The organism is Streptomyces sp. NPDC001536 (genome assembly GCF_042894505.1).
Lineage (GTDB): Bacteria > Actinomycetota > Actinomycetes > Streptomycetales > Streptomycetaceae > Streptomyces.
In genome coordinates, this window is the sequence record NZ_JBIAVQ010000008.1 from 219,806 (window position 1) to 245,719 (window position 25,914).

Consider the following 25,914-nt stretch of genomic DNA (forward strand, 5'->3'; position numbering starts at 1 on the left):
AGGGTGCGTTGATCCATGGCTGAAGTTCTCGTCTACGTCGATCATGTGGACGGTGCCGTCCGCAAGCCCACGCTGGAGCTGCTGACGCTCGCGCGCCGGATAGGTGAGCCGGTGGCGGTGTCGCTGGGTGCCGGTGCCGCGGACACGGCGGCCGTGCTGGCCGAGCACGGCGCCGTCAAGGTCCTCACCCACGAGGCCGCCGAGTACGCCGACTACCTGGTCGTCCCGAAGGTCGACGCCCTTCAGGCCGCCTACGACGCCGTCTCCCCGGCCGCCGTGCTGGTGCCGTCCTCCGCGGAGGGCAAGGAGATCGCCGCCCGCCTCGCGCTGCGCATCGGGTCCGGCATCATCACCGACGCCGTCGACCTCGAAGCCGGCGACGAGGGCCCGGTGGCCACCCAGTCGGTGTTCGCCGCCTCCTTCTCCACCAAGACCCGTGTCGTCAAGGGCACCCCGGTCATCACCGTCAAGCCCAACTCCGCCGCCGTGGAGGCCGCCCCGGCCGCCGGCACCGTCGAGGCCCTGACCGTGTCCTTCGGCGCCCTGGCCACCGGCACCAAGGTCACCGCCCGCACCCCGCGCGAGTCCACCGGCCGCCCCGAGCTGACCGAGGCCGCAATCGTGGTCTCCGGCGGCCGCGGCGTCAACGGCGCGGAGAACTTCGCGCTCATCGAGGCCCTCGCCGACTCCCTCGGCGCGGCCGTGGGCGCCTCGCGCGCCGCGGTGGACGCCGGCTGGTACCCGCACACCAACCAGGTCGGCCAGACCGGCAAGAGTGTGTCGCCGCAGCTGTACATCGCCTCCGGCATCTCCGGCGCGATCCAGCACCGCGCGGGCATGCAGACGTCCAAGACGATCGTCGCGATCAACAAGGACGCCGAGGCCCCGATCTTCGACCTCGTCGACTACGGCGTCGTCGGCGACCTCTTCGACGTCGTCCCCGCCCTCACCGAGGAGATCAACACCCGCAAGGGCTGAGGCACTCGTACCAACGGCTGTTGCACCAAAGGCTGTTGCACCAAAGACTGTGGGCTGTCCGGGTCAGTACGACCTGGGCAGCCCCAGTACGTGCTGGGAGACGTAGTTGAGGACCATCTCCTGGCTGACCGGGGCAAGTCGCAGCAGCCGGGACTCGCGGAAGTACCGTTCGACGTGGTACTCGTGGGCGTATCCCATGCCTCCCAGGGTCTGCACGGCACGGTCGGCGGCCTGGAAGCCCGCGTCGGCGCACAGGAACTTGGCCATGTTGGCCTCGCGTCCGCACTTCAGGCCCCGGTCGTAGCGCCAGGCCGCGTTGCGGGCCATCAGGCGCGCCGCGTCGAGTCGGGTGAGGGCCTCGGCGAGTGGGAAGGCGATGCCCTGGTTCTGGCCGATGGGGCGGCCGAAGACGACGCGGTCGCGGGCGTAGCGGGTCGCCGCGTCCAGCGCCGCCCGGCCGAGGCCCAGCGCCTCGTGGGCGAGCAGGATGCGCTCCGGGTTGAGCCCGTCGAGCAGATAGCGGAAGCCCTCGCCCTCCTCGCCGATCCGCGCGCCCACCGGCACTCGCAGTCCGTCGATGAAGATCTCGTTGGAGGCCACGGCGTTGCGGCCCATCTTGGGGATCGGCCGGATGTCCATGGCCGTGCGGTCGACGTCGACGAGGAAGACGGAGATGCCCTTGGTCGGCTTGTCGACTTCCTCTCGAGGGGTGGTGCGGGCGAGGAGGACCATCTTCTGGGAGTCGCCGGCCTTGGTGATCCAGATCTTGCGGCCGTCGATCACATAGTGGTCGCCGTCGCGGCGGGCGAACGTGGAGATGCTGGTGGTGTCGGTGCCGGCGTCGGGTTCGGTGACACCGAAGCAGACGTGCAGGTCGCCGGCGGCGGCGTGCGGCAGGACCTCGCGACGGAGTTCCTCGCTGCCGTGCTTGGCCAGGACGTTGAGGCCGAAGATGGTCAGGTGCATGGTGCTGCACCCGTTCATGCCGGCGCCTGAGGCCGCCACCTCTTCGAGCAGCAGCGATGCCTCCAGGACGCCGAGTCCGCCCCCGCCGTACGCCTCGGGGACGGCGATGCCCAGCCAGCCGGCCTTGGCGAAGGCGTCGTAGAAGCTCCAGGGGAACTCCGCGCGCTCGTCCCGTTCGGCCCAGTACTCGGGTCCGAAGGAGGCGGCCAGTTCGCGGACGCCCGCCTGGATGTCCTCCTGCTGCTCGGTGAGCTCGAAATCCACGGACGCTCCCTGGAGAATGGGGTTTCCCTGTACGTAGAATATCGTTCGCGTCCGTCGAGAAAGGAAGACCTCGTCTTGAACATCGCGATGTTGCTCGACATGGCGGCGGCCGGCGATCCCGACCGGGTGGTGGTCGGCCCGCGCGAGTCCGGGATGACTTGTGCGCGGCTGCGGCGGGCCGCCGCCGGTGTCGCGACCGTCGTCCACCGCACCGGGGCCCTGGAGTTGGTGTTCGCGGGCGTCAACGGCCCTGCCTTCACCGTGGCGTTGTTCGGCGCCGCGCTCGCGGGTGTGCCGCTGGTGCCGGTCAACTACCGGCTGTCGGCGGAGGCGTTGGCCGGTCTGCTCAAGCACACCGGGAAGCCTCTGGTGATCGCCGACGCAGAGCTCGCCGAGGCATTCCCGGGTCTCGATGTCCGCACCCCCGAAGCCCTCGTGGCGGAGGGACTCGCAGCGGAGCCGGCCGAGGGTCTGGAGGCGGACGCGGACGACCCGGCCGTGCTGCTGTTCACGAGCGGCACGACTGCCGCACCGAAGGCGGCGGTGCTGCGTCATCGGCATCTGAGCAGCTACATCCTCCAGACCGTGGAATTCGGCTCCGCGTCCCTGGACGACGCCGTGCTGGCCAGTGTCCCGCCGTACCACGTGGCGGGCGTCGGTTCCGTGCTCAGCAACCTCTACGCGGGGCGGCGCATGGTGCATCTGGGCGTCTTCGAACCCGGGGCCTGGCTGCGGCTGGTGCGCTCGGAAGGGGTCACGTCCGCCATGGTCGTACCGACCATGCTGGCCCGTGTCGTCGAGCATCTGGACGGGCGGCCGGCCCAGGTGCCGACACTGCGGTCCCTGGCGTACGGCGGGGCCCGGATGCCACACACCGTGCTGGAGGCCGCTCTGCGCGCCTTCCCGGACACCGGGTTCACCAATGCCTACGGTCTGACCGAGACCAGTTCGACCATCGCGCTGCTAGGTCCCGAGGACCACCGGGCCGCCCTGTCCTCCGCCGACCCGGCGGTGCGGGCCCGGCTGCGGTCGGCCGGGCGCATGGTGCCGGGGGTGGAGGCGGAGATCCGGGACGCGTCGGGTGCCGCCCAACCCGCCGGTGTGGCAGGTGAGTTGTGGGTGCGCGGGCCGCAGGTGTCCGGGGAGTACCAGGGCGATGCCACGCTCCCGGCGCCGGACGGCTGGTTCCACACCCGCGATCTCGCCCACTTCGACGACGACGGCTATCTGTTCATCGAGGGCCGCGCCGACGACACCATCATCCGGGGCGGGGAGAACGTCGCGCCGGCCGAGATCGAGGACGTGCTGCTGCGGCACGCCGCCGTGCGCGAGGCCGCCGTCGTGGGCGTGCCCGACGAGGAGTGGGGCGAGCGGATCGCCGCGTTCGTGGTCATCCACGCGGGGGCGACGGTCGACGCGGATGCGCTGCGTGCCTGGGTGCGCGGTCATCTCCGAGGTTCCAAGACACCGGACGTGGTCGTCTTCCGTGACGAACTGCCGTACACCCCCACCGGAAAGCTCCTGCGGCGCCGGCTGCTCACGACGATACGGAAAGGCTGATCGCCCATGGCCTCCTTCACGGAACTCCATGACCTGACCGGCAAGGTGGCCGTGGTCACCGGCGGATCGCGCGGCATCGGCCGGGCCATCGTGCAGACCCTCGCGGAGGCCGGCGCCGATGTCGTCGTAGCCTCCCGCAAGATCGAGGCGTGCCGGGCGGTGGCCGAGGAGGTGCAGGCGTCCACCGGGCGGCGGGCGGTGGGCATCGCCTGCCATGTGGGCCGGTGGGAGGAGTGCGAGCGGCTGGTCGCCGAGACGATCGAGGAGTTCGGCGGGCTCGACGTGCTGGTCAACAACGCGGGCATGTCACCGCTGTACGCCAGCCTCGACGCGGTCAGCGAGGAGCTCTACGACAAGACCCTCGCCGTGAATCTGAAGGGACCGTTCCGGCTCGCGGTACTGGCCGCCACGTACATGGCCGACCACAGGGGTGGGTCCGTCATCAACATCGGCACGGCGGGGTCGCTGCTGGCGAGCGTCCACGAACTGCCGTACGCCTGCGCCAAGGCGGGGCTCAACGCGCTCACCGTCGGGCTGGCGGAGGCGTACGCGCCGAAGGTCCGGGTCAACGCGATTCTGCCGGGGCCGGTGCGGACCGGTGCGCACAAGGAGTGGGAGGCGGAGGGGTTCGATGCGTCGTTCGTGCCGCTGGGGAGGTTGGGGCGGCCGGATGACGTGGCCCCGCTGGCGTTGCATTTCGCCAGCGGGGCGTCGAGTTTTACGACCGGAGCGATTGTGCGGGTGGATGGGGGGATCACTCGCAAGGTGTGAGTGGGGGCTTCTGCGCGACGGCGGCTGCGGGTTCGTTGTGGCTGGTCGCGCCCGCGCGGCGGAGCCGCACATTGATACAGCCCCGCGCCCCTAAGGGCGATATACGTGACCGCCCTTCATTACGAACCGGACGTCTTCGGTCACCCCGATGTCCGTCAAAGGGTTGCCCTGGACTGCAATCACGTCGGCCAGTAGGCCTGGCTCCAAGCGGCCACGGTCATCTGCGTCTATGAGGTCTGCGGCTGTCGTCGTGGCCGCGCGGATGGCTGCCAGCGGGGTCATCCCGCGGTCCACCAACGCCAGCAGTTCCTTCGCCCCCCTGCCGTGCGGTACCGCCGGGGCGTCCGTGCCGCAGGCGATGCGGACGCCGCGTTCGATGGCGCGGCTGATCGTCGCCTTGGCTCGGGGGAAGACGTCGGCGGCCTTGGCCTGGAGTTCGGGGGCTGCTTTCGAGACGTCCATGCCGTCGGCTATGTAGGTGGTGGCCACGAGGAAGGTGCCGCGCTCGACCATGAGGTCCAGGACCTCGTCGCTCGCCAGGAAGCCGTGCTCGATGCAGTCGATGCCCGCGTCCAGCGCGGCCCGGATCGCCTTGTCGCCCATGCAGTGGGCCGCCACCTTCAGGCCCGCCCGATGGGCCTCGTCGGTGATCGCGCGCAGTTCCTCGTCGGAGTACTGCTGGGCGCCGGCCGGGCCGGTGTGGGACATGACGCCGTTGGACGCGCAGACCTTGATGACCCGGGCGCCGTGCTTGATCTGGTAGCGGACCGCCTTGCGCACCTCGTCGACGCCGTTGGCGATGCCCTCCTCGACGGTGAGGGGCATGATGTGCGGGGCGAACGCCTGGAACATCGTCGGGTCGAGGTGGCCGCCGGTCGGGGTGATGGCGTGGCCCGCCGGGACGACCCGTGGTCCCTCGATCCAGCCGAGGTCGATCGCCTTCTTGAGCGCCACGTCCAGCAACAGGCCGCCGGTCTGCACGAACAGGCCGAGGTTTCGTACGGTCGTGAAGCCCGAGCGGAGCGTGCGGCGGGCGTTGGCCACGGCTCGGAGGGTGCGTACGGCCGGGTCGTCCTGGACCGGGTTCAGGGGGCTGCGGTGGTCGGGGCCGCCCAGCAGGAGGTTGACCTCCATGTCCATCAGGCCCGGCAGGAGGGTCAGGTCGCCGAGGTCGATCTCCACGGCGCCCTCGGGGACCGTCGTCGGGGCGATCGCGGTGATGCGGTCACCCTCGATCAACAGGTCGCCCGGCTCGACGAGTTCACCCTTGTCGACGTCGAGCATGCGGGCGGCGCGGAGGTGGACGGGTGGCTGCGGGGTGCGGGGGCGGGGCATCAGACGGCCGGTTCGACGACCGCGTCGATGCTCGCGGGGCCGGTGTCGGGGACCCTGGGCTGACGCCAGGCCTCCACCGAGAAGGCGACGGTCACCAGCGCGCAGAACAGCCACAGCAGATGCTTGTCCGGCTCGGAGATGTCCTCCATCGACACGTTCTGGAGATACTCCGTGCCATCCTTCAGCAGCGGGAACGCCGTGGCGTAGAAGGCGTCGAGCTCATCCATCGTCGAGGCGATCCGCTTGGCGTAGCGGGCCTTCTCGGTCGGCACCGCCCAGTCGGCGAACGGCTCCAGCGCGGCGAACTCGGGCGGGAAGACAGCAGTGGGCATGGTCGGCTCCTCAGGACGCGGTGCGCTGCTCGTGGTCGCTGACGTACTGGCGGGCGGTCTGGTGCAGATGCCGGAGCAGGACTTCCTGGTCGTTGAGCGGGAACTCCCCCACCGCGCGCGACTCGAGCATCGTCTGTGTCGCCTCCAGGGTGTTGCCGTCCTGGAGGCCGTACTCCTTGAACGAGACGACGGCCAGCTCCTGCTGGAGACGCTGGAAGGCGTTCTCCGGGGGCACGAAGTAGCAGGTCGCCTCGAAGATGTGACTGTTGTAGGCGGTCGGCCAGTAGTGGTACGTGAGCACCCAGTTGGGCCGCCAGACCAGCAGCATGAAGTTGGGGAAGAAGACGAAGGAGTCCATGCCCCAGCGCTTGTCGCGGGTCGGGTTGATGGCCGGCGGCAGGTCCGCCGTCTCCACACCGATGTCCGGCGCCTCCCAGGGGCCGAACAGACCGCTGCGCAGGGCGCCTTCGATGGGCTTGACCATCGCGCGGTCGTGCGGCGGGGCGATGCCGCCCCAGGAGGAGACCATGCTGTGCGGGCCGTCGATGTCGTAGTGCAGCGCCTCGTAGCCGTACTTCTGGATCTTGCGGGCCTCGTCGGAGGTGTACTGGCCCGCGTGCAGGATCGGCGCGTGGTAGAACTCGGCGAACGCGTCGATGAAGAGCTTCCAGTTGGCGCCGATCTCGGCCCGGTACGTGTGGGCCTGTGTCATCTTGTGGAACGGATAGCCCTCGATGCCGTGGGCGAACTCGCCCAGGTACTCCCGTAGCGGGGTGGCGTTGTCGGGGTCGAGGTTCACGAAGACGAACCCCTCCCACACCTCCGCCTGCACCTGCTTCAGTCCGTACCGCGACTTGTCGAGGTCGAAGAACTCCTGCTCCTGCTGGACGAAGGCGAGCTTGCCCTCCAGGTCGTAGCGCCAGGCGTGGTACTTGCAGGTGAACTGGCGGCAGACCCCGCTGGTCTCCTCGCGCGGGAAGTCGTTCCACACGAGCTTGTTGCCGCGGTGCCGGCACACGTTGTGGAAGGCGCGCACCTCGTCGTCCGTGCCGCGGGCGACGATGACCGAGGTGCGGGCCGCGTCCAGCTCCTTGGTGAAGAAGCTGCCCCGCTTGGGAAGTTGCTCGACGCGGCCGACGTTCAGCCAGGTCTTCCGGAAGATCGCGTCCCGCTCGCGTTCGTAGTGCTCCGGCGAGATCGAGTCCTCGTAACTGACCGGCTCCGTACCGATCTTGAGGTGCTCGGTCCAGCTGCCCGCTTCGGGCTTCTTGAAGTGCGCCATGGGGTCTGGTCCTCCAGTCGCTTGTACGGAGGAACGAAAATCTCAGTCTCTCCGTATGAGAATGCTATTCTCGCCCGCGTCGGAGCGTCAAGAACCCTCCACGTACGGATAGATCCGGGTGAAGTCGACACCCGGCTCGACCTGCGCGAACCGCTCCCACAGCGCCCCGACGGCGTCCCCGACCGGGCCCGCGCCCTCCCCCGCCTCGCGCAGATAGAGCTGCACGTCCTTGCTCATCAGGGAGTTGGTGAAGCCGGCGGCGTAGCGGCCGGTGAGGACATGGCGGGGGAACTTGTCCTCGGTGGCGGCGCTGCGGCCGCTCGATCCGTTCAGCACGTCGAGCATGGTGGCCATGTCGAGGCCCGCCGCCAGTCCGAAGGCGACGGCCTCGCTGGTGGCGGCGAGGGTCGTCGCGGACAGGAAGTTGTTGGCGAGCTTGAGCGCCTGGGCCATGCCCGGGCGCGCTCCGACCCGGTGGCGGCGGTCGCTCAGGCCCGCCAGCACCCCCTCGACCTGGGCGCAGTCGTCGTCGGAGCCCGCGTACATCACGGTCAGGGTGCGGGCCCGCGCTCCGGCGACGCCGCCCGACACCGGGGCGTCGACATAGCCGACCTTCTCTTGCGCGAGCAGTGCGGCCACGGCACGGGCCGCGCTCACTCCGACGGTCGAGGTGTCCACGACGTGCCGGACGCGTCGGTCGGCGGCGGCGAGGAGTGCGCGGGCGACCTGTTCGGAGGCGGTGCCGTCAGGGAGGCTGAGCACCAACACGTCAGCGGTTCGGGCGACTTCGGCCACGTCAGGGGCGTAGACGGACCCTTCGGGCGCGCGCTGGGCGCCGAGGGCGTCGTGGGCCACCACGTCATGGCCGGTGGCGACGAGGTTCGCGGCCAGGACACCGCCCATGTTGCCGAGGCCCACGAAACCGACGGTCACCTCTCCCTCCGTACGGCGGCGACGACCCGGCGGGCTGAACTCCCCGCCGGTACACCCGCGTAGGCGGCGATCTGGAACAGCGGCTCGTCCACCTCGACGTCGGTCACGCCGGCCCGGGATGCGCTCTCCGCGTGGATGCGGAACTCCTCCATGCGGCCGAGTGCGGCGGTCATCGCCAGGACAAGGAGGCTGCGGTCGCGCGAGCTCAGGCCACCACGGGTCCAGACTCCCCACGCCGTCGCGGTGAGGTGGTCCTGGAACTCGACGGCCACGGGGTCGGGGGCGGCGGTGGCGCCGTTGACGTAGGCGTCGCCGAGCACGGTCCGGCGCATGCCCCGGGCGGCGCTCAGCGCCTCGGACTCTTCCATGGGTCTCCCTGGTCAGCGGATGAGAATGCCAGGCGTGAGAATGACACTCTCGCAAATGCACACCCACGATTCCAGCAAATGGAGAATTGTGCTACCGTCCCTCGACGTCAGGGCCCTGACCGACAGAGAGCCGAGCAGACGTGGACGACTTCGAGGCGATCGACTTCTTCCGGGACGAGGCGCTCGTCGCGGACCCCTATCCCTACTTCGAGGCGCTGCGCGGGCGGTGTCCGGTGCGGCGCGAGAGCCATCACGACGTGGTGATGGTGACCGGGTACGAAGAGGCGTTGCAGATCTACAACGACACCGACGCCTTCTCCGCCTGTGTCTCCGTCAGCGGCCCCTTCCCGGGCTTCCCGGTGCCGCTGGAGGGCGACGACATCAGCGGGCTCATCGAGCGGCACCGCGACGAACTCCCGATGAGCGACCAGCTGCCCACCCTCGATCCGCCCACGCACACGGACCACCGTGCCCTGCTGATGCGGCTGATCACGCCGAAGCGCCTCAAGGAGAACGAGGCGTCCATGTGGCACCTCGCCGACGGCCTCCTGGACACGTATCTCGCCCCGGGTGAAGGGGAGTTCATCGGCGGTTTCGCCGGGCCCTTCACCCTGCTGGTCATCGCCGACCTGCTCGGCGTGCCCGAGGAGGACCGCCAGGAGTTCATGGCGAAGCTCCAGAGGCGGCCGCAGGACGAGGCCGGGATCGGCAGCACGGGCGACGACACACTGCACCACTCCCCGCTGGAGTATCTGTACGGCCGCTTCACGACGTACGTCGAGGAGCGCCGCCGCGAACCGCGCGCGGACGTGCTGACGGGGCTGGCCACCGCGACCTTCCCGGACGGTTCGACACCCGAGGTCGCCGACGTGGTCCGGGTCGCCGCCAACCTCTTCGCGGCGGGCCAGGAGACCACCGTCCGCCTGCTCAGTGCCGCGCTGCGACTGATCGCCGAACAGCCCGAGCTGCAAAGGCTGTTGCGCGCCGAACGCGACCGCATCCCGAACTTCATCGAGGAGACCCTGCGCATCGAGAGCCCGGTCAAGGGCGACTTCCGGCTGTCGAAGGTGCCGACGACGGTCGGTGGGGTCGCCATCCCGGCGGGCACCACGGTGATGGTGCTGAACGGCGCCGCGAACCGCGACCCGCGCCAGTTCGAGAACCCGGCCGCCTTCGACGTGGCCCGGGCGAACGTGCGACGGCACATGGCCTTCGGCCGCGGCGTCCACGCCTGTCCCGGCGCCCCGCTGGCCCGCGCCGAGGCCCGGGTGACCATCGAACGGCTCCTGGACCGTACCTCCGACATCCGAGTCTCGGAGCGTGCGCACGGCCCGGCCGACGCCCGCCGTTACCAGTACGTCCCGACCTTCATCCTGCGCGGGCTCACCCACCTCGGCCTGGAGTGGAGCGAGGCCTGATGAAGGTCACCGTGGACGACGACCGCTGCCGGGGGCACGGTGTGTGCTGCTCGCTGTGCCCCGAGGTGTTCGACATCGGCGACGACGGCTACGCCGTGGTCGAGACCCCGGACGTCCCCGCCGAGTTCGAGGACGTCGTGCGCTCCGCCGCCGGGATGTGTCCCGAACGCGCCATCACCGTCAGCTGACTTCGAGCTTCGAGGAGAGCCATGCCGAAGGCGTACGTCATCGTGACCGAGGCCATCAAGGACCCGGCCGGCATGGCCGCGTACGGCCGCGCCGCCGGGCCCTCGCTGGCTGAGAGCGGGGCCGCCGTGCTGGCCGCCGACCCCTCGCCCCAGGTCCTTGAGGGCGAGTGGCACGGTGACCAGACCGTCGTACTCGAATTCGCGTCGGTGGAAGCGGCCCGCGCCTGGTACGAGTCGCCCGCGTACGAGAGGGCGAAGCCCCTGCGGCAGGCGGCGGCCGAGTCCCACGCCGTGATCGTGACCGGCTTCGTCATGCCCGGCGCGTAGCCAGGGCCGCGCACACCCCGCCGTCCACGAGCACGTCCACGCCGGTCAGGAAGGACGCCTCGGCGGAGAGCAGGAAGGCGACGACGGAGGCGAGTTCCTCGGGCCGTCCCTCGCGGCCGAGCGCCGACCCGTCCACGAGCGCCTTCATCGAGGGGTGGTGCTCCGCCTCCCGCAACCCCTGCGGGGTGGCGACGATGCCGGGCGACACCGAGCAGACACGTGCGCCGAGGGGGCCGACGCGCATCGCCTCCCGCCGGACGAAGAGGTGCACTCCGCGCTTGGCCCAGGAATAGGCGACGCCCGGGTCCTCGACGGCGGGGCCGAGGGCGGCGTGCAGACGGTCCGGGAGATCCGGGGCGAGCGGGTCCACGAGGACCGCGTCCGCCGCCGGGTCCGGCTCGGGGATGCCGATGTGGGCCGCCATCGAGGCGAAGCACACGGTCGCCGTCCCTGTGGTGGCGAGCGGCCGCAGCGCCTCGGCCAGCAGGGCCGTGCCGACGAGGTCCACGGTGAGGACGCGGCGCCAGTCGGCCATGGTCGGCGAGATGCCGGCGGCGTGGGCGACGGCGCGGAGCGTGCCGAGTGCGCGGGCGCGGTCCGCGAGACGCGCGAGCCCCTCGCGGTCGGTGATGTCGAGGGCGTACGGCTCGACGGCGGCGCCCTGTCCCGAGAGCGCGTCGGCCGCCTCGGTGACCGTCCTCTCGTCCAGGTCGACGAGCAGCAGCCGGTCCACCGTGCCGGTGAGCCGGCGCGCACACTCCAGGCCCATGCCACGGCCCGCCCCGGTCACGATCCCCACCGTCGTCACGACGCCACCCCTTGGCTCGCCCAGAACCGCTCCAGTACCGGCTGGAGTTCACGGCTCACGAGTTCGACGAGCGGTCCGTCGCCGCTGCGGTGGAAAGCCCAGTACGCCGTGCCGTCGGGCCGTTCGCCCACGGCCTCGGCCTCGTAGCCGTAGCGGGCGAGCTCCGCGGAGTCGGCGGCCATGTCGTCGGACCAGTAGCCCAGGTGGTGGACGCCCGAGCCCGGCTCCCACAGCGTGCCCGGGATGCTCCGCACGAGCTCCAGACGGGGTGTGGTCGTCGAGTACACGTTCCTGAGGTCGAGCACGGTGTCCCCGGCAGGCAGGGACACCTTCACTTCGGCGCCCGTCTCGGCGCACCACTCGTAGCCGAACACGGCCGACAACTCGGCCGCGGCGGCGGCGAGGTCGTCGACGACGAGCCCGATGTGGAACTGATCGGCGGCCTTCATGGGCCCACCTCCTGATCGACGGTACGGAGCAGAAACCGCGTGATGTGGTCGACGTCGGCCGCCGTGGGCCGCTCCCGTCGCCACAGGTGGTCCGCGAGCCGGCCCACGGTCGCGTGGGCGGCCAGGGACGCGTCCAAGTCCGGGGCGACGCTGCCGAGTTCGGCGTACGGCTCGCGCAGCAGCGTCGCCAGGAGGCCGGCCGCGGTCGGGGGTCCCGCGAGGAAGCCCTCGGCCACCGTGCCCGCGTTCCACATCACGGCGAGCGTCGTCGCCGCGGTGTCCTCGTCGATGGCCTGGGAGAGGACTCCCTCGACCCAGCGGCGGACCCTGCCCTGAGGCGTGGACTCCTTGGCCATCTGGTGGGCGATGTAGCCGCACAGCCGCTCGGCGCCGTCCTCCATGAGCGCGGCGACCAGGGCGTCCTTCGAGCGGAAGTGCCGGTAGAACGCCTCGTTGGACAGTCCGGCCGCCGCCACGATGTCGGCGACCCGCGGCCGGGAGGCCGTGCCGCGGTTGCGCATCACCTCCAGTGCCGCGTCGAGGAGCGAGCGCACCTCGGTCGCGTAGTGGGCTCCCCGACTCGCCAGCGCACGCTGCGCGATGCGGTCGGCAACGCTGTTCCGTGACAGGGGAATTGTGTTCTCGTTCATGAGAACGCTATTCTGACAGCCGCCGGAAGGAGACACAATGTCGTGGGACTTCGAAACCGAACCCGAATTTCAGGCACAGCTCGACTGGGCGGACCGCTTCGTGCGGGAGGAGGTCGAGCCCCTTGACCTCGTGTGGGACGGCCTCCAGTTCACCCCGCCCGCCGAAAACCTCCGCCGGGTCCTGGACCCGCTCAAGAAGGAGGTACGGGCCCACGGACTGTGGGCGACCCACCTCGGCCCCGAGCTGGGCGGCGAGGGACACGGACAGGTCAAGCTCTGCCTGCTCAACGAGGTCCTGGGCCGCGCCTCCTGGGCCCCGATCGTCTTCGGCTGCCAGGCCCCGGACACCGGGAACGCCGAGATCCTCGCCCACTACGGCACCCAGGCGCAGAAGGAGCGGTATCTGCGGCCGCTGCTGGAGGGCGAGATCTTCTCCTGCTATTCGATGACCGAGCCGCAGGCGGGTGCCGACCCGAAGGAGTTCACGACACGGGCGGTGCGGGACGGCGACGACTGGGTCATCGACGGGTGGAAGTACTTCTCGTCCAACGCCAAGACGGCCGCGTTCCTCATCGTGATGGCGGTGACGGACCCCGAGGGCGACCCGTACAAGAGCATGTCGATGTTCCTCGTCCCGGCCGACACCCCGGGGATCGTCATCGAGCGGAACGTCGCTCTCGCCGGTGAGCCGCAGGAGCGGGGCTCGCACGCGCTCGTGCACTACGAGGGCGTACGCGTGCCTGCGGACGCTCTGCTCGGGGGCGAGGGGCAGGCCTTCGTGATCGCCCAGACCCGGCTCGGCGGCGGCCGCATCCACCACGCTATGCGGACCATCGGGCTGGCGGGCAAGGCCTTCGACATGATGTGCGAGCGGGCCCTGAGCCGGCACACCCAGGGCAGTGTGCTGGCGGACAAGCAGTTCGTGCAGGGGCACATAGCCGACTCCTGGGCCCAGCTCCAGCAGTTCCGCCTTGCCGTGCTGCACACCGCGTGGAAGATCGACAAGCACAACGACTACCGCAAGGTCCGCAAGGACATCGCGATGGTCAAGGTGCTGCTGCCGGGCGTCCTGCACGACATCGCGCACCGCGCCGTCCAGGTCCACGGCGCCCTCGGCGTGAGCGGCGACATGCCCCTGTTCCGGATGCTGCTGGGCGCGAGCGTCCTCGGTATCGCCGACGGACCCACCGAGGTGCACAAGGTGACGGTGGCCCGGCAGGTGCTGCGCGACCACAAGCCGAGCGACGACCTGTGGCCCAGCGCCTACCTGCCCAAGCGCGTCGAGGCGGCACGCGCGAAATACGCCGACTTCCTGGAGGCCTGATGATCGACGTCGAGCGCCTGGCGGGCTGGCTGGACGAGTCCGGGCTGCCCGGGAAGGGCGAGCCGATCGAGCACCGTTACGTCTCCGGCGGCGCCCAGAACGAGATCTACGAGATCCGCCGCGGCGAGCTCCACTGCGCCCTGCGCATCCCGCCGGCCACCGCACCGGCCGCCCGTGACGAGGGCATCTTCCGGGAGTGGCGGATCATCGAGGCGCTGAACGGCACGGACGTCCCGCACACCGAGGCGGTAGCGGTCTGTACCGATCCGTCCGTCCTGGGCCGCACCTTCTACCTCATGGAGTTCGTCGACGGCTGGTCACCGATGAACGAACGACGGGGCTGGCCGGCCCCCTTCGACACCGACCTGGCGGCGCGGGCGGGGCTGGCGTACGCCATGACGGAGGGGGTGGCCCTGCTGTCCCGGGTGGACTGGAAGACGAAGGGCCTGGCCGACCTGGGCCGCCCCGACGGCTTCCACGAACGCCAAGTCGACCGCTGGACCCGCTACTTGGAGAAGGTGAAGGGACGCGAGCTGCCCGGTTTCGAGCCGGCGGCGGCCTGGCTGCGCGCCCACAAGCCGCTGGACTACATTCCGGGCCTGATGCACGGCGACTACCAGTTCGCCAACGTCATGTACCGCCACGGCGCCCCCGCCCGCCTCGCCGCCATCGTCGACTGGGAGATGGGCACGGTGGGCGACCCCAAGCTGGACCTCGCCTGGATGCTCCGGGGCTGGCCCGAGGACACGGGTGCCCCCGAGGCGGCCACGGCGTCGTACGTCGACCTGACCGGCATGCCCTCCCGAGAGGCCCTCATCGAGCGCTACTCCGAGGTGTCCGGACGCCAGGTCGACGACATGGACTACTACGACGTCCTGGCCCAGTGGAAGCTCGGTGTGGTGCTTGAGCAGGGGTTCCAACGGGCGGGGGACAACGAGAAGTTGCGGGCGTTCGGGCCGATGGTGCTGGACCTGATGAGGAGCGCGGCGGAGCTGGCGGAGACGACGCGGTACGGGGCGTGACGTATCGGCCTATAGGGTGCCGCCATGATCGTTGACGAAGACGGGGTGAGGATGCCGCGCCTGCGGCTGAAGGATGTGGTGCGACGCGGCGCCCTGTTCGGAGTGGGCGCCGCCGCCGTGCTGACGGTCGGGATGCTGTTCATCGCAGACCACCATGACCGCGAGGAGTTCCTATCGGTCGTGGGAGGAATCTCCCTGTTCTTCGCCCTGGGCCTGCTTGTCTTCGGGGCGCTTCTCTGGGCGATTTCCGGGGGTGATGTGCGGCGCTGGCGGGACGTGAAGACGATCACCGGGCAGAACGGCGCCCAGTTCATCATGGCGCCGACCTGTGTGCGCCTGGGGATGGCTGGGCTCGTCTTCGCCCCGGTCGCGATCGGCCTCTACAACCTGGTGGATCAGGCAGCATCCGACAGTTGGCTCTACGGCTGGTGATCCTCACAGCCCCAGCGACTTCGCGATGATCACCTTCATCACCTCGCTGGTGCCGGCGTAGATACGGGTGATCCGGGCATCGGCGTACAGGCGGGAGATCGGAAACTCCGCCATATAGCCGTAGCCGCCGAAGAGTTGGAGGCACCGGTCGACCGCTCGGGCCTGCATCTCCGTGCAGAACAGCTTGACCCTCGCCGCGTCCGCTCCGGAGAGCTCCCCCGCGACGAGTTCGAGGACCGCGCGGTCCAGCATCGTCTGCGCGGCCTCGATCTCGGCGGAGACGGCGGCGAGTTCGAACTTCGTGTTCTGGAAGGACGCGACCGGCTTGCCGAAAACCTGCCGCTCGCGGACGTAGCCGACCGTCGTGTCCAGCGCCGCCCGGGCCTGGGCGACCGAGCCGACCGCCACCGTCATCCGTTCCTGGGGGAGGTTGTGGCCGAGGTAGCCGAAGGCCGCGCCTTCCTCCCCCAGGCGGTTGGCCACCGGGACGCGTACGTCGTCGAAGGCCAGCTCGACGGTGTCCTGGACCTTGATGCCCATCTTGTCGAGGACCCGGCCGCGGGTGAAGCCGGCCATGCCATCCTCCACCACCAGCAGGGTCAGGCCCGCCCGGCGGTCACCGGGGTCGGTCGAGGTGCGGGCGACGACGATGACCAGGTCGGCGAGCAGACCGCCGGTGATGAAGGTCTTCGACCCGCTGAGGACGTACGTCTCGCCGTCGCGTACCGCCGTCGTGCGGATGCCGGCCAGATCCGAACCCGTTCCCGGTTCGGTCATGGCGATGGCCGTCAGCAGCTTCCCCGCCGCCAGACCGGGCAACCAGCGGGCGCGCTGTGCGTCATCGGCGTAGGCCAGGAAGTACGGCAGGATCACGTCGAGTTGGGTGCGGACGGTGCCGAGGGTCACCAGGGCACGGGCGGCCTCCTCCTGGAGCACGACGTTGTAGCGGTAGTCGTCGCGGCCCGCTCCTCCGTACTCCTCCGGGATCGCCATGCCCAACACGCCCAGGGAGCCGAGCTGTTCGAAGAACGAGCGCGGCAGGCGACCGTCCTGCTCCCATGCGGCGTACCGCGGTACCACCTCCTTGGCCACGAACTCCCGTACCAGCTCGCGGAAGTCCTCGTGGTCGCCGTCGAAGACATCGCGTCGCATCACACCCCCAGGAGTTCGAGAACCGTGGCGTTGGCCGTGCCGCCGCCCTCGCACATGGTCTGCAGGCCGTAGCGGAGGCCGTGGGCGCGCATGTGGTGGATCATGCGGGTCGCCAGCACGGCGCCGGACGCGCCGAGGGGGTGGCCCAGCGCGATGGCGCCCCCGAGGGGGTTCATGAGGGCCGGATCCGCACCCGTCTCGGCCAGCCAGGCGAGCGGGATCGGTGCGAACGCCTCGTTCACCTCGAAGACACCGACGTCGGCCAGGCAGACGCCCGCCTTGCGGAGCACCTTCTCCGTCGCGGGAATCGGACCGGTGAGCATCAGCACCGGGTCGGCACCCACGACCGCTCCCGCGCGATAGCGCACCAGTGGCGTCAGGCCCAGCTCCCGCGCCTTCTCCGGCGTCGTCACCAGCAACGCCGCCGCTCCGTCGGAGATCTGGGAGGAGTTGCCGGCGTGGATCACGCCGTCGTCGGCGAAGGCGGGCTTCAGCGCGGCCAGCCGATCGACGGTACTGCCGCGTCGTACGCCTTCGTCCGCACCGGTCGACTCCACGGGCGTGATCTGCGCGTCGAAGGCACCCGAGTCCTGTGCCGCAGCGGCCCGTTCGTGCGACAGCACGGCGTACTCGTCGAGCTGCGTCCGCGTGAAGCCCCACTTCTCCGCGATCCTCTCGGCGGAGATCCCCTGGTTGAAGGAGAAGTCGCGATAGCGGGCAAGGACCTTCGGCCCGTACGGCATCCCCGTCGCCCGCGCCGAGCCCAGCGGCACCCGGCTCATCACCTCGACCCCGCCGGCCACGACCACGTCCTGCTGGCCGGACATGACCGCCTGCGCGGCGAAGTCGAGCGCCTGCTGGCTCGAACCGCACGCCCGGTTGACCGTCGTGCCGGGGATCGACTCGGGCCAGCCGGCCGCGAGGACCGCGTAGCGGCCGATGTTGCTGGACTGGTCGCCCACTTGGGAGACACAGCCCCAGACGACGTCGTCCACGACCACCGGATCGATGCCGGTGCGCTCGACGAGCGCTTCCAGGACCACGGCGGAGAGGTCGGCCGCGTGTGTGCCGGACAGGCCGCCGTCGCGTTTGCCGACCGGCGTGCGGACGGCCTCGACGATCACTGCTTCGCGCATGAAGGGTCCTCCGAGGGTCGGTGCCAGCCGCCGGTGAAGTGCGGTTCGCGTCTCTCCGTGAACGCCGCGTAGGCCTCCGGTACGTCGGTCGTGGCGAAGTTGACCGACTGGGCACGGGCCTCCCCGGCGAGCGCCTCGCGCAGGGTGCGGTCGGTCCCCTCGTTGAGGAGGGCCTTGGTCTGGGCAAGGGCTACGGGCGGGCCGGCCGCCAGCCGGTCGGCGAGGTCGGTGACGTAACTGTCGATCCGCTCGCCCGGCACCACCCAGGTGACGAGGTTCAGGGACCGCGCCTCCTCGGCGTCGATCGTGTCGGCCAGCAGTGCGAGCCGTTTGGCCTGTTGGAGTCCGGCGAGCTTCGGCAGCAGCCAGGTGCCGCCGCAGTCCGGGGAGAGTCCCCGTCGGGTGAAGATCTGCGAGAAGCGGGCCTCCGGAGTGGCCACGACCAGGTCGCAGCCGAGGGCGAGGTTCCAGCCCGCGCCGACGGCGACGCCGTCGACTTTGGCGATCGTCGGGACCGGCAACTCGTGCAGGAGGAGGGCGACTTCGTTGAGGGCGCGGAGTTTGTCGAGGGGGTGTCTGGTGTCCCCGGCCTTGAGGTCGGCGCCGGAGCTGAAGGCTCCCCCGGCGCCGGTGAGGACGAGGGCCCGCACCCGGTCGTCGGTCGCTTGGGTGAGCGCGTCCCGCAGGGCGCTCCACAGCTCGGGGTCGATCGCGTTCTTGCGGTGCGGCCGGTTCAGGGTGAGGGTCCGTACGCCTCCGGTGTCGCTCGACAGCAGTACGGTCACCGGGTGATCTCCCCATCTTCCAGGCCTAGTTCGGCCAACACCGTCGCCGTGTGCTCACCGAGGCCCGGGACTGCCCTCATCGGTGGGTCGTACCCGGCGATCACCGGCGGCGGTAGGAGGGCGGGGATCGGGCCGCTCGGAGTGTCGACGGTGCGCCAGCGGTCGCGGGCGGCCAGGTGCGGGTGGGCGAGGACGTCGCGGGGTGTGTTGTAGCGGGAGTTGCCGATGCCGGCCTCGTCCGCGCGCCGCTGGACGTGGGCCAGGTCGTGCCGGGCGCACCAGGCGCCGATCGCTGTGTCGATCAGCTCGCGGTGTGCCACCCGGCCGGGGTTGGTGCGCAGCCGTTCGTCGTCCGCCAGGTCGGGACGGTGCAGCAGGTCGCGGGCGAGGCGCTGCCATTCGCGGTCGTTCGTGGTCCCGAGGACGACCGTCTGTCCGTCCGCGGTGCGGTAGGCGCCGTACGGGGCGACGGCGGGCGAGCCGAGACCGATCGGCTGCTGCTCCACGCCCGAGTGGCGGGTGTAGGTGAGCGGATATCCCATGAGCTCGGTCATGGTGTCGAAGAGGCTCACGGCGACCGCACCACCGCGACTGCCCCGGCGCTCCCCCGCGTAGAGCAGCGCCACGATGGACAGTGCCGTGTACAGCCCGGTGCTCGCGTCCGCGATGGGCGGGCCCGGCTTGGCCGGGGCGCCGGGGTGACCGGTGATGGCGCAGACTCCCGACTCGGCCTGGACGAGGAGGTCGTAGGCGCGTTTGTGGGAGAGCGGGCCGCCGTGGCCGTAGCCGTCGATCTCGACCGCGATCAGGTCGGGGTGGCGGGCGGCCAGGTCGTCTGGGGCGAGGCCGAGCTTGGCCGTGGTTCCGGGGGTGAGGTTGGAGACGAGGACGTCGGCGCGCTCCAGCAGCCGGTGCAGGATCGCCATCCCCGCCTCGGACTTGAGGTCCAGTGTCACGGACTCCTTGCCGCGGTTGACCCAGACGAAGTGCGCGGCCTGGCCGTTGACCACGTTGTCGATGTGCCGGGCGGAGTCGCCGCCGTCCGGGTTCTCCACTTTGATCACCCGGGCGCCGAGGTCGCACAGCACCCGGGTGCACAGCGGGGCGGAGACGGCCTGTTCCAGCGCCACCACCGTGACCCCGGACAGAGGTCCCTCCTGTTGCGGAGAACGCATCAGATCACCAGGCCGCCGTCGACCGGCAGGACCTGCCCGGTGACGAAGGAGGCCGCGTCCGAGGCCAGGAACACGAAGGCGCCGGCGACCTCCTCGGGCTCGGCCCAGCGGCCCAGCGGGATTCGGGCGAGCATGGTCGCGGCGAACTTCTCGTGGGTGCGGATGGTCTCGGTCATCGGGGTCGCGGCCAGCGGTGCCAGGGCGTTGACCTTGATCTGCTTGCGGGCCAGCTCCCGTGCCAGGGACTTGGTCATGCCGACGATCGCGGCCTTGGCGGCGGAGTAGTCGACCTGCCCGAGGGTGCCGGTCAGGCCGGCCGACGAGGTGACGTTGATGATGCGTCCGCTGCCGTCGACGGGCAGATACGGGAGCGCGGCCTGGGAGCATGTGAAGGTGCCGAGGACATGGATGTCGAGGAGGCGGCGGAAGCTCTCCTCGTCCAGATCCGCGAACATCGCCGGCGCGGTGATGCCTGCGTTGTTCACCAGGATGTGCAACCGCCCGTCCGTGAGCGCGGCCGCCCTGGCCACGGCGGCGTCGGCCGCGCCTCGGTCCCGTACATCCAGCGCCGCGCTGTCCGCCGTACCGCCCGCGGCCGTGATCTTCCCGGCGACGGCCGCGGCGGCGGAACCGTCCACGTCGGTGACGAGGACCGCGGCGCCCGCCTCCGCGAGGGCGTGGGCGACCGCCGCGCCGATGCCGCCCGCCGCTCCCGTCACCAGCGCCGAGCGGCCCGTGAGGTCGAAGAGTCCCGTCACTGGGCGGCCGCCGCGGCCGCCGCGCGGGCCTTCGACCGGAACGACGCCAACTTCTCTGCGGGCGCGACCAGTTGGTGGCTGCGCGAACGGACGCTGACGTCGTGTCCCTCGGCCGCCTTGCGCAGCGCGCCCACCGTGGCCTGCTCGCGCGGGATGTGCGCGAAGGGGTCGAAGGAGTACCAGCGCATCGCGTTCTCGTACGTGATCTTCGCGGCGTCGGAATCGGGGACGTCGCAGGACTCCAGGACGTCGTGGAGCTGTTCCGGCGCGTCCGGCCACAGGGAGTCGCTGTGCGGGTAGTCGCCCTCCCAGCAGATGTTGTCGATGCCGATCTCGTGCCGCAGCCGTACGCCGAGCTTGTCGGTGATGAAGCAGGTCAAGAAGTGCTCGCGGAAGACCTCGGAGGGGAGCTTGCCGCCGAAGTCCTGGAGGGTCCACGTCGAGTGCATCTCGTAGGTGCGGTCCAGGCGCTCCAGGAAGTACGGGATCCAGCCGGTGCCGCCCTCCGACAGGGCGATCTTGAGGTCGGGGAAGTCCTTGACCGGGCGGGACCAGACCAGGTCGGCGGCGGCCGAGACGATGTTCATCGGCTGGAGCGTGATCATCACGTCGGGCGGCGAGTCGGCGGCGGGGATCGCGAGGCGGCCCGACGATCCGATGTGCACGGACATCACGGTGTTCGTGTCGGACAGGGCCCGCCACAGCGGGTTCCAGTAGTCGTCGTGGAAGCTCGGGTAGCCGAGCACGGCCGGGTTCTCGGTGAAGGTCAGCGAGTGGCAGCCCTTCTCGGCGACCCGGCGGACCTCGGCGGCGCACAGTTCGGCGTCCCAGATGGCGGGCAGCGCCATGGGGATGAAGCGGCCGGGGTAGGCGCCGCACCACTCGTCGATGTGCCAGTCGTTGTACGCCCGGACCAGCGCGAGCGAGAAGTCCGTGTCCTCGGTGGCGAAGAGACGGGCCGAGAAGCCGGGGAAGGAGGGGAAGTTCATCTGGGCGAGGACACCGCCCGCGTTCATGTCCTTGACGCGTTCGTGGACGTCGTAGCAGCCGGGGCGGATCTCGTCGAGGCCCTGCGGTTCGACGCCGTACTCCTCCTTGGGTCGTCCCGCGACCGCGTTCAGCGCGGAGTTGGTGATCGTGACGCCCCTGAACTGCCAGACGTCGGTGCCGTCGTCGCGGTGCACGAGTTGCGGGGCGTCCTTGCGGTAGCGCTCCGGGAGGTGGTTCACGAACATGTCGGGCGGCTCGATGATGTGGTCGTCGACGCTGATCAGGATCATGTCGTCCTTGAGCATCTGCCGTGCCTTTCGGTTGTCAGTCGGAGGCCGGGAGGGGTTTGGCGGCCTTCAAGGTCATCGGGACGCCGTCGCAGGCCAGTTCACCGGTTCCGGCGTAGGTGCAGAGCAGCTCGAGGGTGCCGTCGGCGTCGACGTAGCGCTTGCCGAGGAGGGTGTCCGGCTCGGCGGCCGTGGCGGGCGCGGGCGGTGCCGTGGCCGCGGGGATCATCGGGGTGCCGCCGCAGGTGATCTCCGGGCGCCGGTCCGCGGGAGCGCGGACGACGACCACCTTCGTGGTGCTCCGCGCGCCCGCCAGCTGGTCACCGGGGCGCAGCATCGGTGCTGGTGAGGTCATGGTTCAGGTCCCTTTCGGACAGGCGGTCGGCGAGCACGGCGAGGTCGTGGGACTGGCGGGCCATCCAGAACCGCAGGAAGCCGGTGAGCGAGTGGCGCAGGAACAGCGCGGCGCCGACCACGGTCGCGGCGATGCCGCCGAGGCCCAGGGCGAGGCCGTCGCGCTGGGCGAGCGGGTTCTGGGTGTTGTGGGTGACGAAGTAGGCCGACAGCGCGAGCACCAGCCCTACGGCCATCAAGGCGCCGCCGAGGCGGAGCCAGAGGGCGGAGCGGGTGGCGGCCGGGTCGGGGATCCTGAGCTCGGTGAGTTCGCGGACGAAGCGATCCGCACGGGAGTCGGTACGTGGCTCGGTGGGTGTCATGCGGAACTCCCCAGGTAGAGGGCGGACAGTTCGTCGCGCAGGCCGTCGTCCGGGCTGCCCTGGCGTCGGACCCGGCCGCGTACCAGGACGGCGGCGTGGTCGGCGATGCCGAGGACGGCCGCCGCGAACTGCTCGACGACCAGGACGGCCACGCCCTGCCGAGCGATCTCGGCGACCTGTTCGTAGAGGCGGGAGACGACCAACGGGGCCAGTCCCATGGACAGTTCGTCGAGGAGGAGGACGGCGGGGTCGGTGGCAAGGCCGCGGGCGAGGGCGAGCATCTGCTGCTCGCCGCCGGAGAGGGTGCCGGCCGCCTGTCCGGCCCGCTGGGCGAGGACGGGGAAGCGGGCGAACGCGGTCTCCTCGATCTCCTCTCGGCTACGGCCGGTGAAGGTCATCATCAGGAGGTTGTCGCGGACCGACAGGTTGGGGAACACGCCCCGCCCTTCGGGGATCAGGCAGATGCCCGCCCGGGCGAGGTCGCGCGGGTTCGCTCCGGTCATGTCCCGTCCGCCGAGCAGGAGTTGGCCGGAGAGCGCGGGATGGATTCCGGCGGCGACCCGCAAGGTGGTCGTCTTCCCGGCGCCGTTGGGGCCGAGCAGCGCCACGACCTGGCCCGCGGCGACGGCCAGGTCCACGCCGTGCAGGACGGTGATGCCCTCGTGGGCGGCGCGTATGTCACGCAGTTCGAGCAGGTCGTTCACGCGTCCCCCAGGTAGGCGGCCAGCACGGTCTCGTCGTTCCGGATCACCTCAGGCGGTCCCACGGCGATGACCTTGCCGAGGTCGAGCACGTGCACCTCGTCGCACACGCTCATCACCAGTCCCATGTCGTGCTCGACGAGGACGACGGCCGTCCCGTCGGCGGCGAGCGAGCGCAGCAGGGCCGCGAACCGCTCGGTCTCCTCGCCGTCCTGGCCCGCGGCGGGTTCGTCGAGGAGCAGCAGGCCGGGGCGTACGGCGAGGGCGCGGCCGACCTCGACGAGGCGGGCCACGCCGGTGGGCAGGGTGTCGGTGCTCGTGCCGGCGATGCCGGTGAGGCCGAGGCGTTCGAGGATGCCGTCGGCGACCTCCCCCGCCCGGCGGCGTTCGGGGCCGAGTTCCGCGGCGACGAGGAGGTTGTCGCGGACGCTCAACCGGCCGAAGAGTTCCAGGCGTTGGAAGGTGCGGGCCAGCCCGTGCCGGGAGCGGCGGGCGGGGCCGAGGCGGGTGACGTCCCGGCCGTCGAGGACGACCTTGCCGGTGGCGGGCCTGCGCAGCCCGGACACGACGTCGAACAGGGTGCTCTTGCCGGCCCCGTTGGGTCCGATGAGGCCGGTGACCCGGCCGCGTTCGGCCTGGAGGCCCACGCCGTCCAGGGCGCGGTTGCCGCCGAAGGCGACGGTCACCTGGCTAACGTCCAGCAGTGGCACGGGCCAGCACCTCCCCGTCCTGAGGGCGCCAGGGACGTCGTACGCCCCACCATTCGACCGGGACGTCCGGCTCGGTCTTCGGGGCCTGGCGGGCGGCCGCGTACCCGCGCAGGGCGTACGCGAGGACCAGTGAACCGAGCAGGTACGTCCAGCCGTTGATGACGTCGGCGAGCCGCAGCACCCAGCCGAGTGTCAGCCCGCCGAGCAGTGCGGGCAGGGCGATCCGGTCGCGGCCGAGGGGCTCCCAGTCCTGGCGGAATCCGGTGATGATGCCCTGGGGGCTGTGGCCGAGGCCCATGCCGGCCAGGGCGGGCAGGACGCTGACGATGTTCTGGGTCCAGGAGGCCAGGCCGATCAGGAGGTTCGGGCCGACGAAGGCCGTGCCGGCGAACAGGCCGTTGCCGACCGCGCCGAGGCCGCCGATCACGGCGACCAGGAAGATGGGCAGTCCGGCGACGAGGCTGAACTGCTCGGCGGTGATGGACCGTTGCTGCATGCCGTAGAGCGCGCCGCCGAGTCCCGCGATGCCCGCCGAGAGGGAGAACACCAGCACCTTGGTGATGAGGAGGTTGCCGCCGAGCGTGGCGTACGCCGCCTCGCTGTCCCTGAGCGCGATCAGCCGGCGTCCGAAGCCGCCGCGGCGCAGCCGGGCGACGCCGAGGGAAGCGAGGCCGAGGCAGACCGCGGCCAGGATCATCAACTCGGCCTCGGAGTCGAGCCGTAGGCCGAGCAGGCTGGGGCCAGCCATCTCCACCGAGCCCTGGTCGAAGAGCGCGATCCGCACGCCGAGCACCTCGAAGGAGGGCAGAGTGAAGATCCAGCGGTCGAGGACGACCGCGAACGCGGCCGTGCCCAGGGCGAGATAGACGCCGGAGAAGCGGAGTGCGGGTACGGCGATCAGGGCACCGGCCGCCGCCGACACCGCGATCGCGGCGGCCAGCGCCCACAACTCGCCGTGGGCGCCGAGGTGTCCCCAGACGACGGCACCGATGCCGGCCATGCTCAGCTGGCACAGGGAGATCTGTCCGGCGTATCCGGCGAGGGGGACGTAGGAGAGGGCGACGATGCCGAGGGAGAAGATCGGGCCGTAGGTGACGAGGTCCGCCTCGCCCAGGGTGGTGGCGAGGACGACCGCGAAGGCGACGGTCGACAGCGCGAAGACCGCCGTGCCGCGCAGGGTCGGCGCCGGGACCTGGACCAGTCGGCGGTCCCTGCCGCGCAGGCGGGGATGGCGGAAGACGAGCAGCGCCAGGAAGAGCAGCAGGGCGGGGGCCGCGAGGCGCAGGCCCGGCAGGTAGTCGTTCTGCGGGAGGTAGCCGGTGAGGTAGCTCTCCAGGCAGCCGACGACGATGGCGCCGGCGAAGGTCAGGGGGAGGCTGCGGAGCCTTCCGAAGACGGCGGCGGTGTAGGCGCTGACGATGAGGAGGGAGAGCTGGGAGGCGTCGAGGGCGACGGTCGGGGCGATCAATATGCCGCCGATCGCGGCGAGTTGGGTGCCGAGGATCCAGGCGACACGGCTGGCCCGGATCGGGTCGGCGCCGGTCAGCTGCACCAGGGCGCGGTCGTCGACCGTGGCGCGCATCTCGGCGCCGGTGCGGGTGCGGGTGAGGAGGAACCACAGGCCCGCCGCGACGGCCACGGCGACGGTCATGGTGAGGGCCTGGTGCCAGGTGACGGTGGCGGGGCCGAGGTGGAAGGGGTTCCGGTCGGCGAAGAAGACCCCCAGCGGGCGCGGGACGTTGGGGTCCCAGATCCAGCGGGCGGCGGCGATGGCGCCGCTGAGCAGCGCCACCGTCATCACCAGCCGTTCGGCCTCGCCGAGGCGCTGCACGGGCCGCATCAGGACGCGTTCCACGGCCAGGCCGAAGCCCGGGGCGAGCACCAGAAGCACCAGTGCCAGCGCGACCGGGACCGGCCAGCCCCAGCCGACGGTGAACTGCCAGTAGCAGAACGCCGCCAGCATGCCCGCCGCCCCGTGCGCGAAGTTGAACACGCCGGTGGTGACGTAGGTGAGGACCAGGCCGCTGCCGATCACCGCGTAGACGGCCGCGGTGCTCAGACCGACGATCCCGAAGGTGAGGAACTGTTCCATCAGCT

At 70.8% G+C, this 25,914-nt stretch carries 29 protein-coding genes; 9 read left to right on the plus strand and 20 right to left on the minus strand.

Annotation, left to right across the window (positions count from 1 at the left end; genetic code table 11):
• Positions 1-15 precede the first annotated feature (15 nt).
• Complete coding sequence (locus ACFY0U_RS22995) at positions 16-978, plus strand: electron transfer flavoprotein subunit alpha/FixB family protein (protein ID WP_388638627.1); 963 nt, start codon at positions 16-18, stop codon at positions 976-978.
• Positions 979-1,041: 63 nt separating this feature from the next.
• Here ACFY0U_RS22995 and ACFY0U_RS23000 read toward each other — a convergent pair whose 3' ends face one another.
• On the minus strand, positions 1,042-2,208 hold the full coding sequence (locus ACFY0U_RS23000; RefSeq protein WP_388638629.1) for an acyl-CoA dehydrogenase family protein: 1,167 nt from the start codon (positions 2,206-2,208) through the stop codon (positions 1,042-1,044).
• 75 nt (positions 2,209-2,283) lie between these two features.
• Between ACFY0U_RS23000 and ACFY0U_RS23005 the strand changes: the two genes are divergently transcribed.
• Both ACFY0U_RS23005 and ACFY0U_RS23010 read left to right on the plus strand, forming a co-directional pair.
• The gene (locus ACFY0U_RS23005; protein WP_388638631.1) at positions 2,284-3,768 is read left to right on the plus strand and encodes a class I adenylate-forming enzyme family protein; all 1,485 of its coding nucleotides are present in this window, start codon (positions 2,284-2,286) and stop codon (positions 3,766-3,768) included.
• Between the two features lie 6 nt (positions 3,769-3,774).
• Complete coding sequence (locus ACFY0U_RS23010; RefSeq protein WP_388638633.1) at positions 3,775-4,539, plus strand: SDR family NAD(P)-dependent oxidoreductase; 765 nt, start codon at positions 3,775-3,777, stop codon at positions 4,537-4,539.
• Between the two features lie 90 nt (positions 4,540-4,629).
• On the opposite strand, the gene ACFY0U_RS23015 is transcribed toward ACFY0U_RS23010, so the two are convergent.
• The 5 genes from ACFY0U_RS23015 to ACFY0U_RS23035 all read right to left on the minus strand — a co-directional run bounded on the left by ACFY0U_RS23015 (position 4,630) and on the right by ACFY0U_RS23035 (position 8,789).
• Entirely contained in the window at positions 4,630-5,874 is a 1,245-nt protein-coding gene (locus ACFY0U_RS23015) for an amidohydrolase family protein (RefSeq protein WP_388638635.1), read from the minus strand.
• Positions 5,874-6,206 (minus strand): hypothetical protein, encoded by a 333-nt coding sequence (locus ACFY0U_RS23020; RefSeq protein WP_388638636.1) that lies wholly within the window; start codon positions 6,204-6,206, stop codon positions 5,874-5,876. The genes ACFY0U_RS23015 and ACFY0U_RS23020 overlap by 1 nt, the downstream gene beginning before the upstream one ends.
• A 10-nt stretch (positions 6,207-6,216) precedes the next feature.
• On the minus strand, positions 6,217-7,488 hold the full coding sequence (locus ACFY0U_RS23025; RefSeq protein WP_388638638.1) for an aromatic ring-hydroxylating dioxygenase subunit alpha: 1,272 nt from the start codon (positions 7,486-7,488) through the stop codon (positions 6,217-6,219).
• Between the two features lie 87 nt (positions 7,489-7,575).
• Positions 7,576-8,421 (minus strand): NAD(P)-dependent oxidoreductase, encoded by an 846-nt coding sequence (locus ACFY0U_RS23030; RefSeq protein ID WP_388638640.1) that lies wholly within the window; start codon positions 8,419-8,421, stop codon positions 7,576-7,578.
• A complete protein-coding gene (locus tag ACFY0U_RS23035; RefSeq protein WP_388638642.1) occupies positions 8,418-8,789 on the minus strand; it encodes a carboxymuconolactone decarboxylase family protein in 372 nt (123 codons plus the stop codon). The genes ACFY0U_RS23030 and ACFY0U_RS23035 overlap by 4 nt, the downstream gene beginning before the upstream one ends.
• 140 nt (positions 8,790-8,929) lie before the next feature.
• On the opposite strand from ACFY0U_RS23035, the gene ACFY0U_RS23040 reads away from it, so the two are divergent.
• Genes ACFY0U_RS23040 through ACFY0U_RS23050 form a run of 3 tightly spaced genes read left to right on the plus strand, consistent with a single transcriptional unit; the run spans position 8,930 to position 10,722 of the window.
• Complete coding sequence (locus ACFY0U_RS23040; protein WP_388638644.1) at positions 8,930-10,207, plus strand: cytochrome P450; 1,278 nt, start codon at positions 8,930-8,932, stop codon at positions 10,205-10,207.
• A complete protein-coding gene (locus tag ACFY0U_RS23045) occupies positions 10,207-10,395 on the plus strand; it encodes a ferredoxin (RefSeq protein WP_353691012.1) in 189 nt (62 codons plus the stop codon). The genes ACFY0U_RS23040 and ACFY0U_RS23045 overlap by 1 nt, the downstream gene beginning before the upstream one ends.
• A 21-nt stretch (positions 10,396-10,416) precedes the next feature.
• On the plus strand, positions 10,417-10,722 hold the full coding sequence (locus ACFY0U_RS23050) for a DUF1330 domain-containing protein (protein WP_388638646.1): 306 nt from the start codon (positions 10,417-10,419) through the stop codon (positions 10,720-10,722).
• On the opposite strand, the gene ACFY0U_RS23055 is transcribed toward ACFY0U_RS23050, so the two are convergent.
• The 3 genes from ACFY0U_RS23055 to ACFY0U_RS23065 are packed head-to-tail and all read right to left on the minus strand — an operon-like array spanning position 10,706 to position 12,629.
• Positions 10,706-11,530 (minus strand): SDR family oxidoreductase, encoded by an 825-nt coding sequence (locus ACFY0U_RS23055; RefSeq protein WP_388638648.1) that lies wholly within the window; start codon positions 11,528-11,530, stop codon positions 10,706-10,708. The genes ACFY0U_RS23050 and ACFY0U_RS23055 overlap by 17 nt on opposite strands.
• On the minus strand, positions 11,527-11,979 hold the full coding sequence (locus tag ACFY0U_RS23060) for a VOC family protein (RefSeq protein ID WP_388638650.1): 453 nt from the start codon (positions 11,977-11,979) through the stop codon (positions 11,527-11,529). The genes ACFY0U_RS23055 and ACFY0U_RS23060 overlap by 4 nt, the downstream gene beginning before the upstream one ends.
• Positions 11,976-12,629: a TetR/AcrR family transcriptional regulator gene (locus ACFY0U_RS23065; protein WP_388638652.1), complete on the minus strand. Its 654-nt coding sequence runs from the start codon at positions 12,627-12,629 to the stop codon at positions 11,976-11,978. Before ACFY0U_RS23065 ends, ACFY0U_RS23060 begins: the two co-directional genes overlap by 4 nt.
• Positions 12,630-12,666: 37 nt before the next feature.
• Here ACFY0U_RS23065 and ACFY0U_RS23070 point away from each other — a divergent pair, with 37 nt between their 5' ends.
• From ACFY0U_RS23070 to ACFY0U_RS23080, 3 genes are read left to right on the plus strand one after another with little or no spacing between them, the layout of a single operon-like run.
• Positions 12,667-13,953 carry an acyl-CoA dehydrogenase family protein gene (locus ACFY0U_RS23070; RefSeq protein ID WP_388638653.1) on the plus strand — a complete coding sequence of 429 codons (1,287 nt, stop codon included), beginning with the start codon at positions 12,667-12,669 and terminating at the stop codon, positions 13,951-13,953.
• Positions 13,953-14,975: a phosphotransferase family protein gene (locus ACFY0U_RS23075; RefSeq protein WP_388638655.1), complete on the plus strand. Its 1,023-nt coding sequence runs from the start codon at positions 13,953-13,955 to the stop codon at positions 14,973-14,975. Before ACFY0U_RS23070 ends, ACFY0U_RS23075 begins: the two co-directional genes overlap by 1 nt.
• 24 nt (positions 14,976-14,999) lie before the next feature.
• Entirely contained in the window at positions 15,000-15,407 is a 408-nt protein-coding gene (locus ACFY0U_RS23080) for a DUF6336 family protein (protein ID WP_388638657.1), read from the plus strand.
• Positions 15,408-15,410: 3 nt separating this feature from the next.
• Here ACFY0U_RS23080 and ACFY0U_RS23085 read toward each other — a convergent pair whose 3' ends face one another.
• From ACFY0U_RS23085 to ACFY0U_RS23135, 11 genes are read right to left on the minus strand one after another with little or no spacing between them, the layout of a single operon-like run.
• Positions 15,411-16,559, minus strand: coding sequence for an acyl-CoA dehydrogenase family protein (locus ACFY0U_RS23085; RefSeq protein ID WP_388638659.1), 1,149 nt, complete (start codon positions 16,557-16,559; stop codon positions 15,411-15,413).
• The gene (locus ACFY0U_RS23090; RefSeq protein WP_388638660.1) at positions 16,559-17,695 is read right to left on the minus strand and encodes a thiolase family protein; all 1,137 of its coding nucleotides are present in this window, start codon (positions 17,693-17,695) and stop codon (positions 16,559-16,561) included. Before ACFY0U_RS23090 ends, ACFY0U_RS23085 begins: the two co-directional genes overlap by 1 nt.
• The gene (locus ACFY0U_RS23095; protein WP_388638662.1) at positions 17,680-18,480 is read right to left on the minus strand and encodes an enoyl-CoA hydratase/isomerase family protein; all 801 of its coding nucleotides are present in this window, start codon (positions 18,478-18,480) and stop codon (positions 17,680-17,682) included. Before ACFY0U_RS23095 ends, ACFY0U_RS23090 begins: the two co-directional genes overlap by 16 nt.
• Positions 18,477-19,655 carry a CaiB/BaiF CoA transferase family protein gene (locus tag ACFY0U_RS23100; protein WP_388638664.1) on the minus strand — a complete coding sequence of 393 codons (1,179 nt, stop codon included), beginning with the start codon at positions 19,653-19,655 and terminating at the stop codon, positions 18,477-18,479. Before ACFY0U_RS23100 ends, ACFY0U_RS23095 begins: the two co-directional genes overlap by 4 nt.
• A complete protein-coding gene (locus ACFY0U_RS23105) occupies positions 19,655-20,413 on the minus strand; it encodes an SDR family NAD(P)-dependent oxidoreductase (protein ID WP_388638666.1) in 759 nt (252 codons plus the stop codon). The genes ACFY0U_RS23100 and ACFY0U_RS23105 overlap by 1 nt, the downstream gene beginning before the upstream one ends.
• Positions 20,410-21,708, minus strand: a complete 1,299-nt coding sequence (locus ACFY0U_RS23110) for an amidohydrolase family protein (protein WP_388638667.1) — start codon at positions 21,706-21,708, stop codon at positions 20,410-20,412. Before ACFY0U_RS23110 ends, ACFY0U_RS23105 begins: the two co-directional genes overlap by 4 nt.
• 19 nt (positions 21,709-21,727) lie before the next feature.
• On the minus strand, positions 21,728-22,045 hold the full coding sequence (locus ACFY0U_RS23115; protein WP_388638669.1) for a hypothetical protein: 318 nt from the start codon (positions 22,043-22,045) through the stop codon (positions 21,728-21,730).
• Complete coding sequence (locus ACFY0U_RS23120) at positions 22,011-22,406, minus strand: hypothetical protein (protein ID WP_388638670.1); 396 nt, start codon at positions 22,404-22,406, stop codon at positions 22,011-22,013. Before ACFY0U_RS23120 ends, ACFY0U_RS23115 begins: the two co-directional genes overlap by 35 nt.
• Positions 22,403-23,110 carry an ABC transporter ATP-binding protein gene (locus ACFY0U_RS23125; protein WP_388638672.1) on the minus strand — a complete coding sequence of 236 codons (708 nt, stop codon included), beginning with the start codon at positions 23,108-23,110 and terminating at the stop codon, positions 22,403-22,405. The genes ACFY0U_RS23120 and ACFY0U_RS23125 overlap by 4 nt, the downstream gene beginning before the upstream one ends.
• Complete coding sequence (locus ACFY0U_RS23130; protein ID WP_388638674.1) at positions 23,107-23,817, minus strand: ABC transporter ATP-binding protein; 711 nt, start codon at positions 23,815-23,817, stop codon at positions 23,107-23,109. The genes ACFY0U_RS23125 and ACFY0U_RS23130 overlap by 4 nt, the downstream gene beginning before the upstream one ends.
• The gene (locus tag ACFY0U_RS23135) at positions 23,798-25,909 is read right to left on the minus strand and encodes an ABC transporter permease (RefSeq protein WP_388638676.1); all 2,112 of its coding nucleotides are present in this window, start codon (positions 25,907-25,909) and stop codon (positions 23,798-23,800) included. Before ACFY0U_RS23135 ends, ACFY0U_RS23130 begins: the two co-directional genes overlap by 20 nt.
• Positions 25,910-25,914: the final 5 nt, after the last annotated feature.

Bases quoted from the DNA above. Each gene is read 5' to 3' on its own strand.
- ACFY0U_RS22995 (WP_388638627.1), top strand. From the start codon at position 16: ATGGCTGAAGTTCTCGTCTACGTCGATCATGTGGACGGTGCCGTCCGC.
- ACFY0U_RS23010 (WP_388638633.1), top strand. From the start codon at position 3,775: ATGGCCTCCTTCACGGAACTCCATGACCTGACCGGCAAGGTGGCCGTG.
- ACFY0U_RS23015 (WP_388638635.1), bottom strand. From the start codon at position 5,874: ATGCCCCGCCCCCGCACCCCGCAGCCACCCGTCCACCTCCGCGCCGCC.
- ACFY0U_RS23020 (WP_388638636.1), bottom strand. From the start codon at position 6,206: ATGCCCACTGCTGTCTTCCCGCCCGAGTTCGCCGCGCTGGAGCCGTTC.
- ACFY0U_RS23025 (WP_388638638.1), bottom strand. From the start codon at position 7,488: ATGGCGCACTTCAAGAAGCCCGAAGCGGGCAGCTGGACCGAGCACCTC.
- ACFY0U_RS23035 (WP_388638642.1), bottom strand. From the start codon at position 8,789: ATGGAAGAGTCCGAGGCGCTGAGCGCCGCCCGGGGCATGCGCCGGACC.
- ACFY0U_RS23045 (WP_353691012.1), top strand. From the start codon at position 10,207: ATGAAGGTCACCGTGGACGACGACCGCTGCCGGGGGCACGGTGTGTGC.
- ACFY0U_RS23050 (WP_388638646.1), top strand. From the start codon at position 10,417: ATGCCGAAGGCGTACGTCATCGTGACCGAGGCCATCAAGGACCCGGCC.
- ACFY0U_RS23060 (WP_388638650.1), bottom strand. From the start codon at position 11,979: ATGAAGGCCGCCGATCAGTTCCACATCGGGCTCGTCGTCGACGACCTC.
- ACFY0U_RS23065 (WP_388638652.1), bottom strand. From the start codon at position 12,629: ATGAACGAGAACACAATTCCCCTGTCACGGAACAGCGTTGCCGACCGC.
- ACFY0U_RS23070 (WP_388638653.1), top strand. From the start codon at position 12,667: ATGTCGTGGGACTTCGAAACCGAACCCGAATTTCAGGCACAGCTCGAC.
- ACFY0U_RS23075 (WP_388638655.1), top strand. From the start codon at position 13,953: ATGATCGACGTCGAGCGCCTGGCGGGCTGGCTGGACGAGTCCGGGCTG.
- ACFY0U_RS23080 (WP_388638657.1), top strand. From the start codon at position 15,000: ATGATCGTTGACGAAGACGGGGTGAGGATGCCGCGCCTGCGGCTGAAG.
- ACFY0U_RS23085 (WP_388638659.1), bottom strand. From the start codon at position 16,559: ATGCGACGCGATGTCTTCGACGGCGACCACGAGGACTTCCGCGAGCTG.
- ACFY0U_RS23090 (WP_388638660.1), bottom strand. From the start codon at position 17,695: ATGCGCGAAGCAGTGATCGTCGAGGCCGTCCGCACGCCGGTCGGCAAA.
- ACFY0U_RS23100 (WP_388638664.1), bottom strand. From the start codon at position 19,655: ATGCGTTCTCCGCAACAGGAGGGACCTCTGTCCGGGGTCACGGTGGTG.
- ACFY0U_RS23110 (WP_388638667.1), bottom strand. From the start codon at position 21,708: ATGCTCAAGGACGACATGATCCTGATCAGCGTCGACGACCACATCATC.
- ACFY0U_RS23115 (WP_388638669.1), bottom strand. From the start codon at position 22,045: ATGACCTCACCAGCACCGATGCTGCGCCCCGGTGACCAGCTGGCGGGC.
- ACFY0U_RS23120 (WP_388638670.1), bottom strand. From the start codon at position 22,406: ATGACACCCACCGAGCCACGTACCGACTCCCGTGCGGATCGCTTCGTC.
- ACFY0U_RS23135 (WP_388638676.1), bottom strand. From the start codon at position 25,909: ATGGAACAGTTCCTCACCTTCGGGATCGTCGGTCTGAGCACCGCGGCC.